We start from the raw sequence: 9,674 nt of genomic DNA on the forward strand, positions 1-9,674 counted from the left end.
CCACCATTTTGGTGTATTGCTCGGTGGGTTTTACCGTTTTTCTGGGATGGATTTTTTATAACGAATATATGGGCTGGCGTGAGTTCTTCGTTATCGTTATTAGCATGGTGGGCTGTTTTCTGGTCAGTGATGGGGTGAATATCACGGCGGCAGATTTTAATTTTGTGGGTTTATTCATTGGACTGGCATCGGGAATTGGTTACAGCTTTTATACTCTGGCCGGGCGAATTGCCACGGATCGCCGTTATCCCGTGTGGAATACCATTTTATATGTATTTGGACTTTCTGCTGTGTATCAGTTGATATTTAATCAACTGTTGTTGTGGTTCCCGATACAGGGATTACAGCAGATGGTGGGAAATCTGTTCTTTTTATCCATCGGGACAGAAGGTGTTCAATGGTCTGGCTGGTGGCTATTGCTGATTCTGGCCGCTGGCCCGACATTACTGGGCTTTGGGTTGTTTAATCTGAGTTTGAAAACTCTCCCGCTGGCAGTCGCCAGTTTAATACTCACCTTGGAATTGGTGTTCACTGCTGTAATTGCTTATTTTCTATTGGATGAAGTCTTATCGGCTTCGCAATTACTGGGCAGTGCATTGGTTTTATTGGGTGTATTAATGCTGCATAGAAAAGATAATACTCAGGGGGAGATAGCAACACCGAGCAATAGTGCTATCTCGCCCTGAGAGCGTTTATTGCGCGGTTTTTCGACGTAATGGTGTGCGCAGACGTTGAGCTAATATCACCCCCGCGAGCGTAATGCCACCGCCAATCAGGTGGTAGCTGTGCAACTGTTCATGCAGGAAAGTGACGGCAATAATGGCGGTAAACACTGGCGTCAGGTTCATAAATATCGACGCGGTGTTTGCTCCCAGTCGCATGACGCCGTGAATCCATAAATAAGGCGCAATAATAGAAGCGGGAATGCCGGCAAATAATACCAGCGGGATATTCTGTGCTGTTAATTGAACATCCGCGGCTAACAGAAAGTTCGGTAATAACAGCACCACACCAAAGACAATTTGTATATATAGGGATTGCCAGTTAGGTAATTGAATCGCCCAGCGCTTGGTTAATACCCCGTAGAGAGCATAGGATGCCGAGGCACCGAACATCATCAATTCACCTTTGCCGATGCCATGTTGCAGCAATTGCACCGGGTTACCCGCGCTGACCAACCACACCAATCCCCCTAATGACAATACACTGCCCAGCGCAATCCCGACGGTAGGTGCCACACGCAGCACCACAATGCTAATAAGCACGGTTAATAATGGAATTAACGAACTGAGTATTCCCATAAACAGGGCGCTGACACTGTGGGCAGCGTAATAAGCCAGGCTTTGGTACAACACCATCCCCAATAACCCCAGAATCATCAGTTTCCACCAATAAACACGGATTGCCTGCCAGTTGCGGATAACGCCCATTAGCAAAAATGGCGTTAGGGTCAGTAATGCCAGTACCCAGCGATAGAAGGAGATTGCCGCCGGATCAATAGCGGTGGCGGAGACCTTGCTGACCACGGCATTGATTGACCAGATAATCACCGCGAATAAGGGGAATAACACATTCATGAACATAATTCTCATTGAGATACTAATGCAGTGCAGTGTAACGCTGTCTGATTTATTCTATATACTGATAATCAGACAATCGTTGCTGTGATTAAGACAATTTACCCGTCATACTTCAAGCTGCATATGCGTTGGCTATGTTCAATAACCCGAATCACTGACTCCAGTATGCGCATCGGGACTCTCTTGCAGCCTTCCTGCAACTCGAATTATTTAGGGTATAAATAACGATGACAAAACCTAATTTTCCGATGGTCGCCGACACCGCGCCACAGAATCTCTCTTTTCGCTGTGAGATATACAATGCCAATACTGAATTTCTGCCCCATACCCATTCCTATGGGCAATTGATCTGTGTTAAATCGGGTGTACTGGCCATGAGCATTGGTGGGCAGCGCTTTCTGGCTCCGCCTGAATTCAGTGTCTGGATCCCCGCCGGAGTCGAGCATTCCAGTTATAACCGTAAATCAATGCATTTTCGCGCTATCGATATCGCGGTAGAACACTGCAAAGAGTTACCCACCTCAGCTTGTCTGATTAATGTCAGCCCGATTTTTAATACCATCGTGGAGGATTGCTTCGCCCGTGGTTTATTAATGCCGGAAAGCGAACAAGATTTGCGCTTAAGCCTGGTGCTGATTGATCAGCTCAGAGTCTCACCGGTGCAGTGCACCTATTTGCCGACCTCACAAGATAAGTTGTTGTCGCCCATTTTGGCGGCGCTGGAACGCTGTCCATCAGACAATACCTCGCTGGCAGTTTGGGCCAAACGGGTCTATACCACTGAACGAACGTTATCACGCCGTTGCCAGCAAGAGTTAGGCATGGCGTTTAGTGAATGGCGGCAACGTTTGCGTTTTTTACATGCAATTTCGCTACTCGAGCAGGGGAGAACGGTGCAAAGTGTGGCACTTGATGTGGGCTATAGTTCAGCATCAGCTTTTATTACCATGTTCCAGCAAATTTCGGGGACGACACCAGAGCGTTTTCGTCGCACCAATTCCCTTCCTCCTTGAAGCCGCAGGGGGTTGGCTACGCTTACGCACCCGAATCACTGACTTGAGTCAGCTCATTGGGGTTTATTCGCTTGCCGCCTACCTGCAACTCCAACGATTTTGGGGATATACTAAGCGCCCTGTTTTTCATCTGTAGGGCAGCAAGCTGCCGGAGAACAAAGTGAAAATTCTGGTTGATGAGAATATGCCATACGCCGATGCGCTATTTCAGCGGTTAGGTGATGTGCAGGCAGTGCCGGGGCGGCCAATCCCCCTTGATGCGCTGGCGGGTGCAGATGCGTTGATGGTGCGCTCGGTTACCAAAGTGAATGAGACGCTGTTGCAAGGCACGTCAATTCGTTTTGTCGGCACCGCGACCGCGGGCACTGATCATGTCGATGATAACTGGCTGCAACAGCAGGGCATCGGCTTCTCCGCCGCTCCTGGCTGTAATGCGATTGCCGTGGTGGAATATGTTTTTTCTGCGCTGATGATGATGGCCGAACGCGATGGCTTCCAACTGCGTGATAAAACAGTTGGTATCATTGGTGTGGGTAATGTGGGTTCACGGCTGAATGCTCGCCTGCAAGCTCTCGGGGTGCGGACTCTTCTGTGTGACCCACCACGTGCGGATCGCGGTGATAACGAAACATTCTGGCCGCTGGAAAAGCTGGTACGCGAGGCTGATGTTCTTACCTTCCATACACCGCTGAATAAAAACGGCCCTTACCAAAGTTTGCACATGGCAGATGATGAACTGCTGGCCGCTTTACCCGATGATCGCATTCTGATTAATGCCTGCCGCGGTGCGGTGGTTGATAACGCTGCATTGCTCCGCGCGCTGGAAAAGGGCAAAAAGCTCAATGTGGTGCTGGATGTGTGGGAGCCAGAGCCCGAGTTATCTCTGCCGTTATTGGCCCGTGTTGATATCGGGACACCCCATATCGCCGGATACACATTGGAGGGTAAAGCGCGCGGTACCACTCAAGTGTTTGAAGCATTCAGTCAATATTTGGGCCAGCCACAATCCGTCGAGCTTGCCAGCTTATTGCCACCGCCCGAATTCAGCCAGTTACGACTAAATGGTGCGTTAGACGAAGGCAAATTAAAACGATTGATGCACTTGGTGTATGATGTGCGCCGCGATGATGCGCCGTTACGGCGTGTTGCTGGTCAGCCGGGCGAGTTTGACCGCCTGCGTAAGCACTATAAAGAGCGGCGCGAATGGTCATCACTTTGTGTGCAGTGCGATGATGCTGCCAGCGCTGAGTTGTTGCAAAAGTTAGGGTTTAGCACTCATACCCTTCGTTCTTGAAGCTGCAGGGGTGTTAGCTGCGTGCACTCACCCGAGTCACTTACTTGAGTAAGCTCATCGGGATGAGTTCACTTGCTGCCTACCTGCAACTCCAATGACTTTGGGTATACCGCATTAATTCGTTAGTAAATGACCATTCTGTTATTTGCATAAATCCTTGTAATTTAATGAACGTTAGTGGAGAAAACCAACATGTCTGACGGCTGGAATATAGCTCTGTTAGGAGCAACGGGCGCAGTAGGTGAAGCTTTGCTGGAGCTGTTAAATGAGCGCCAGTTCCCGGTTGGTGAATTGTATCCTCTGGCCAGCGAGCGCAGTGCTGGTGCAACTGTGCGCTTTAACGGTAAAAGTGTGCTGGTTGAAAATGCCGCAGAATTTGACTGGTCGCAGGCGCAACTGGCTTTCTTTGTCGCTGGCCGTGAAGCCTCACAGCAATATGCGGAAGAAGCGGCCAACGCCGGTTGTTTGGTTATCGACAGCAGTGGCTTGTTTGCCATGGATCAAGATGTGCCGCTGGTGGTGCCAAGTGTGAATCCTCAAGTGCTGGCGGAGTACCGCAACCGCAATATTATTGCGGTCGCCGATAGCCTGACCAGCCAGTTATTGACAGCAATTAAGCCGCTGACCGAGCAGGCCGGTTTGTCCCGTTTGCATGTTACCGCGCTGATTTCTGCTTCCGCTCACGGTAAAGCCGCAGTGGATGATCTCGCCGGGCAAAGCGCTAAGCTGTTAAATGGTATTCCTGCGGAGCCAGGTGTTTTCGCTAAGCAATTGGCCTTTAACGTTTTACCGCTGCTGGCTGATGAAGAAGGTAGCGTACGTGAAGAACGCCGTTTAGTGGATCAGGTACGTAAAGTCTTACAAGACGAAGGGTTACCTATCTCCGTGAGCTGTGTCCAGTCGCCAGTATTCTATGGTCAGGCACAAGTGGTTCATCTGGAAGCGCTACGCCCAATCGCCGCAGAAGAAGCCCGCAGTGAGCTGGAAAGTTGCGACGATATCCAGTTATCGGAAGAAGATGATTACCCAACACAAGTCACTGATGCCTCTGGCAGTGATGTTTTGAGTATTGGTTGTATCCGCAATGATTATGGTATCCCCGAAGTGTTGCAGTTCTGGTCGGTGACTGACAACATTCGTTTCGGCGGTGCGTTGATGGCAATTGAAACGGCGGAGCGCCTGTTGCAGGAGCAACTATACTGATGTCCGAACTTGAGTTGACTCAGCCGGAAAATACCGTGGCTGAGGCTGCGGAGATTAAAATCGCGCTGGGTATTGAATACAACGGCAGCCGTTATTTCGGTTGGCAGCGCCAGCAAGAGGTTGCCAGCGTACAGGCTTGTCTGGAGACCGCACTGTCAAAAGTCGCCAATGAGCCTATCGGCGTATTATGTGCCGGACGGACAGATGCCGGGGTGCATGCGACGGGGCAGGTAGTCCATTTTATCACTACGGCCGAGCGCAAAGATGCCGCCTGGACGATGGGCGTCAACAGCCATTTACCGCCTGATATTGCGGTTCGTTGGGTCAAAACAGTTGATGATAGTTTTCATGCCCGTTTCAGTGCCACGGCTCGACGCTATCGTTATATTATTTTTAACCATCGCTATCGGCCAGCGGTTTTGGCGCAAGGGGTCACCCATTGTTATATGCCGCTGGATGCCGAAAAAATGGAACAGGCTGCGCAATGTTTGCTCGGTGAGCATGATTTTACTTCGTTTCGTGCGATACAGTGCCAGTCCCGAACACCCTGGCGAAATGTAAAACATGTCAAAGTTACCCGACATGGCGCGTATATCGTGGTAGATATCAAGGCCAACGCATTTGTTCATCATATGGTACGCAATATTGTCGGTAGCCTGATCGAAATTGGTTGCGGTAATCAGAGTGTCACCTGGATGGCCGAGTTACTGGCGCTGAAAGATAGAGCACGTGCGGCGGCAACCGCTAAAGCGGAAGGGTTATATTTAGTCTCGGTTGACTATCCTGACCACTTTGCTTTACCCAAAACGCCATTGGGGCCGCTTTTCTTAGCGGACGACTGATTTTATAGCCTTATTTTCATGCAACAACATGAGTTAGGCGAGTGGATCACTTGGGGCTAAGGATTACCTAAGGAAGTTCAGCTAAGCTCGCTTAATCAAAGATTAAGCTCGTTGACTACTCGAGAGTATTTATGGAATTTATACGTTTCGTTATTGATTTTATTTTGCATATTGATGTGCATTTAGCGGAGTTGGTAGCGCAGTATGGCGTCTGGGTTTATGGCATTTTATTCCTGATTCTCTTTTGTGAAACCGGTTTGGTTGTCACGCCATTCTTGCCGGGCGATTCTCTGTTGTTTGTGGCAGGTGCATTAGCCTCATTGCCCTCCAATGACATCAATGTTCACATTATGGTTGCTCTGATGGTCACGGCCGCGATTTTGGGTGATGCGATTAACTACACCATCGGTCGGGTATTCGGTGAAAAGTTATTCAGTAACCCAGACTCCAAAATTTTCCGTCGTAGCTATCTGGATAAAACCCATCAGTTTTACGAAAAACATGGTGGTAAAGCGATTATTTTGGCGCGATTTGTTCCGATTATTCGTACTTTTGCACCGTTTGTTGCGGGTATGGGCAAAATGTCCTATCGCCATTTTGCCGCTTATAACGTGATTGGAGCGTTGGTATGGGTGCTGTTATTCACCTATGCTGGCTACTGGTTTGGTAACATGCCTTTTGTTCAGGATAATCTGAAATTGCTGATTGTTGCCATTATCGTGGTGTCAATTTTGCCGGGCGTATTCGAGGTTTGGCGGCATCGGCGGGCAGCAGCGCGTCAGAAAAATCAGTAAAAATGTTACCTAAGCCGTGGGTTCGACCAGTTTTTTATCTACACTGTCGAACCAATATGGTTTAATGAGTCACATTTGTGGTCTGTTCCTGCGGACAATCCGAGTTAAGTGCCTTAGTTACGCCGCATTGGCGTATATCTTAGGCATTTTTTATTGGGGTGTTTTCAGGGAGATGGTTAAAGCATGAACAGCGAACTGGCAACAGCCAGGTTCAAACAGAAAGGTCATCGATGAGCTGGATTGAACGAATTCTCAACAAAAGCAATATCACACAAACCCGTAAAGCGAGTATTCCTGAAGGGGTGTGGACGAAGTGCGACAGCTGCGGTCAGGTACTTTATCGTGCCGAGTTAGAGCGCAATCTGGAAGTGTGTCCTAAGTGTGATCACCATATGCGTATGTCAGCCCGTGCGCGGTTACATATGCTGCTGGATGCAGGTAGTGAAGTTGAACTGGGTAGCGAACTGGAGCCAAAGGATATCCTGAAATTTAAGGATTCCAAAAAGTATAAAGACCGCCTTTCAGCTGCACAAAAAGAGACGGGCGAGAAAGATGCTTTAGTTGCCATGAAAGGAACCTTACAAGGTATGCCTATTGTGGCGGTTTCATTTGAATTTGCTTTTATGGGCGGTTCAATGGCGTCAGTCGTCGGTGCTCGCTTTGTTCGCGCGGTAGAACAGGCACTGGAAGACAATTGTCCACTGGTGTGCTTCTCTTCTAGTGGCGGTGCCCGTATGCAGGAAGCATTGATGTCTCTGATGCAGATGGCAAAAACCAGTGCTGCTCTGGCTAAAATGCAAGAGCGTGGTTTGCCGTATATATCAGTGCTGACTGACCCGACCATGGGCGGTGTTTCCGCCAGTCTGGCAATGTTGGGTGATATCAATATCGCGGAACCGAAAGCATTGATTGGTTTTGCTGGCCCTCGGGTTATCGAGCAAACTGTGCGTGAAAAACTGCCGCCGGGCTTCCAGCGCAGCGAATTCTTGATTGAAAAAGGCGCTATCGACATGATAGTTCGTCGTCCGGTTATGCGTCAGACGCTAGCCAGCATTTTGTCGAAATTGACTCATCAACCGCAACCAAGTGTGGATGGGGTTAAGGCTGATGCGGCTGTGGCAGATAATCAGGCTGATGCCTGATTATCTTAACGGGCACCACCCTGATATGGTGGTGCCCGGTTATCGTGCATTGTCGCAACTTAAGCTTTATAGCTTTAAAAAAGATAAATATTTACCCAAAATAATTCGAGTTGCAGGAAGGCGGCAATTGAGTGAATCTCGATGAGTTGACGCTAGTCAATGATTCGGGTGAATGAAAGCAGTCAACGTACATGCAGCTTGAAGTATGATGGGTATAAAGGTCAGTGACGGGACTTATGAAAAACCATCAAACTCCCCAAGCCACGTCGCCTTTGGCCGCGTGGCTTTACTATCTTGAGCGCTTGCATTCTCAGCCAATCGAGCTGGGATTGGAACGTGTTAAACAGGTTGCTGAGCGTTTGGACTTGCTTAAGCCTGCTCCTAAAGTCTTTACCGTTGCCGGTACCAATGGCAAGGGCACCACTTGTTGTACCCTGGAATCAATTTTACTGGCAGCGGGTCTGCGGGTCGGGGTTTACAGCTCACCTCATCTTTTGCGTTACACCGAGCGCGTCCGTATTCAGGGGCAAGAATTGCCTGAAGCGGAGCACAGCCATTCTTTTGCTAAAATTGAAGCGGGGCGCGAAGATATCTCACTGACTTACTTCGAGTTTGGCACCTTATCTGCCCTGCAACTGTTTAAGCAGGCTAAGCTTGATGTGGTAATTCTGGAAGTCGGGCTGGGTGGGCGTTTGGATGCGACAAATATTGTGGATTCAGATGTTGCCGCCATTACCAGCATTGCGATCGACCACACTGACTGGCTGGGTTTCGACAGAGAAAGCATTGGCCGTGAAAAAGCTGGTGTCTTCCGTGCGGGTAAACCGGCAGTCGTTGGGGAACCTGATATGCCGCAGTCGATTGCAGATGTTGCGGCAACACTCGGTGCGCACCTGAATCAACGCGATGTTGCCTGGCAGTTCAGCCAATATGGCTCCTTTGATCAACCCCAAAATGGCTGGAACTGGCTATGCGGTGATCGCCAACTGAACGATTTGCCACTACCGAATGTGCCACTAGCTAATGCTGCGACGGCTCTGGCAGTATTGCATTATTCTGGATTGTCATTGAGCGAAGACGTGATTCGTCAGGGGCTACAGGCCGCCAGTTTACCAGGGCGTTTTCAGATAATCAGTGAGCAGCCGTTGTTGATTTTGGATGTTGCTCACAATCCGCACGCAGCGCGTTATTTGACTGATAAACTGGCTCAACTGCCCAAACAGGGCAAAGTGCGCGCGGTGATTGGAATGTTATCGGATAAAGACATTGGTGGTACGCTGGCGTGTTTATCTGAGCAAGTCGATGAATGGTACTGTGCGCCGCTGGAAGGACCGCGTGGGGCCAGCGCGGAGCAATTAGCCGAGCATTTGGCGCAATCACGCCAGTTTAGTGATGTCGAAACTGCCTGGCGTCAGGCCATGCAGGATGCAGAACCACAGGATGTGGTCATTGTCTGTGGCTCTTTCCATACGGTTGCTCATGTTATGGCAGCAATGGATTTGTAACAGCTTGAGTTTATCAAGACATTGAAATGGGGAGTGCGAGTGGCAAGTAAGTTCCAGAACCGTTTAGTCGGGACCATAATTCTGGTGGCGTTAGGCGTGATTGTACTGCCGGGGCTGCTGGATGGTAAAAAGAAGCATTATGAGGATGAGTTTGCTGCCATCCCATTAGTGCCCAAACCCGGTGATAGTCAGGAGATTGATGCGGTTCCACCGGTCAGTCAGCCCCTGCCTATTGCGCCGCCGGAAGGTGCAGCGCAAGCCGTGGCAGTCCCTAAAGATGATTCCGCCTCTCAGGCCGCTA

Annotated in this window: 10 protein-coding genes; 9 read left to right on the top strand and 1 reads right to left on the bottom strand. The window is 49.5% G+C overall.

What is annotated here, in order from left to right:
- Positions 1 to 686: DMT family transporter (locus tag ACNSO8_RS03175; RefSeq protein ID WP_418393804.1), on the top strand; the 686-nt coding region annotated here is incomplete at its 5' end.
- A gap of 6 nt (positions 687 to 692) precedes the next feature.
- Here ACNSO8_RS03175 and ACNSO8_RS03180 read toward each other — a convergent pair.
- A complete protein-coding gene (locus tag ACNSO8_RS03180; protein ID WP_026018113.1) occupies positions 693 to 1,577 on the bottom strand; it encodes a DMT family transporter in 885 nt (294 codons plus the stop codon).
- A 230-nt stretch (positions 1,578 to 1,807) separates the two neighbouring features.
- On the opposite strand from ACNSO8_RS03180, the gene ACNSO8_RS03185 reads away from it, so the two are divergent.
- From ACNSO8_RS03185 to dedD, 8 genes are all read left to right on the top strand, one after another.
- Positions 1,808 to 2,593 carry an AraC family transcriptional regulator gene (locus ACNSO8_RS03185; RefSeq protein ID WP_418393805.1) on the top strand — a complete coding sequence of 262 codons (786 nt, stop codon included), beginning with the start codon at positions 1,808 to 1,810 and terminating at the stop codon, positions 2,591 to 2,593.
- A 160-nt stretch (positions 2,594 to 2,753) separates the two neighbouring features.
- On the top strand, positions 2,754 to 3,887 hold the full coding sequence (gene pdxB / locus ACNSO8_RS03190; RefSeq protein ID WP_418393806.1) for a 4-phosphoerythronate dehydrogenase PdxB: 1,134 nt from the start codon (positions 2,754 to 2,756) through the stop codon (positions 3,885 to 3,887).
- Between the two features lie 192 nt (positions 3,888 to 4,079).
- Positions 4,080 to 5,090: an aspartate-semialdehyde dehydrogenase gene (locus tag ACNSO8_RS03195; protein ID WP_050160905.1), complete on the top strand. Its 1,011-nt coding sequence runs from the start codon at positions 4,080 to 4,082 to the stop codon at positions 5,088 to 5,090.
- Positions 5,090 to 5,932, top strand: coding sequence for a tRNA pseudouridine(38-40) synthase TruA (gene truA, locus ACNSO8_RS03200; protein WP_418393807.1), 843 nt, complete (start codon positions 5,090 to 5,092; stop codon positions 5,930 to 5,932). Before ACNSO8_RS03195 ends, truA begins: the two co-directional genes overlap by 1 nt.
- 131 nt (positions 5,933 to 6,063) lie before the next feature.
- Positions 6,064 to 6,726: a DedA family protein gene (locus ACNSO8_RS03205; RefSeq protein WP_005171830.1), complete on the top strand. Its 663-nt coding sequence runs from the start codon at positions 6,064 to 6,066 to the stop codon at positions 6,724 to 6,726.
- Between the two features lie 230 nt (positions 6,727 to 6,956).
- Positions 6,957 to 7,868: an acetyl-CoA carboxylase, carboxyltransferase subunit beta gene (gene accD / locus ACNSO8_RS03210; protein WP_019081994.1), complete on the top strand. Its 912-nt coding sequence runs from the start codon at positions 6,957 to 6,959 to the stop codon at positions 7,866 to 7,868.
- A 236-nt stretch (positions 7,869 to 8,104) separates the two neighbouring features.
- Complete coding sequence (gene folC, locus ACNSO8_RS03215; protein ID WP_050160904.1) at positions 8,105 to 9,373, top strand: bifunctional tetrahydrofolate synthase/dihydrofolate synthase; 1,269 nt, start codon at positions 8,105 to 8,107, stop codon at positions 9,371 to 9,373.
- A gap of 39 nt (positions 9,374 to 9,412) precedes the next feature.
- Positions 9,413 to 9,674: cell division protein DedD (dedD, locus tag ACNSO8_RS03220; RefSeq protein ID WP_418393808.1), on the top strand; the 262-nt coding region annotated here is incomplete at its 3' end.

This window comes from Yersinia sp. LJYL362, assembly GCF_048323875.1.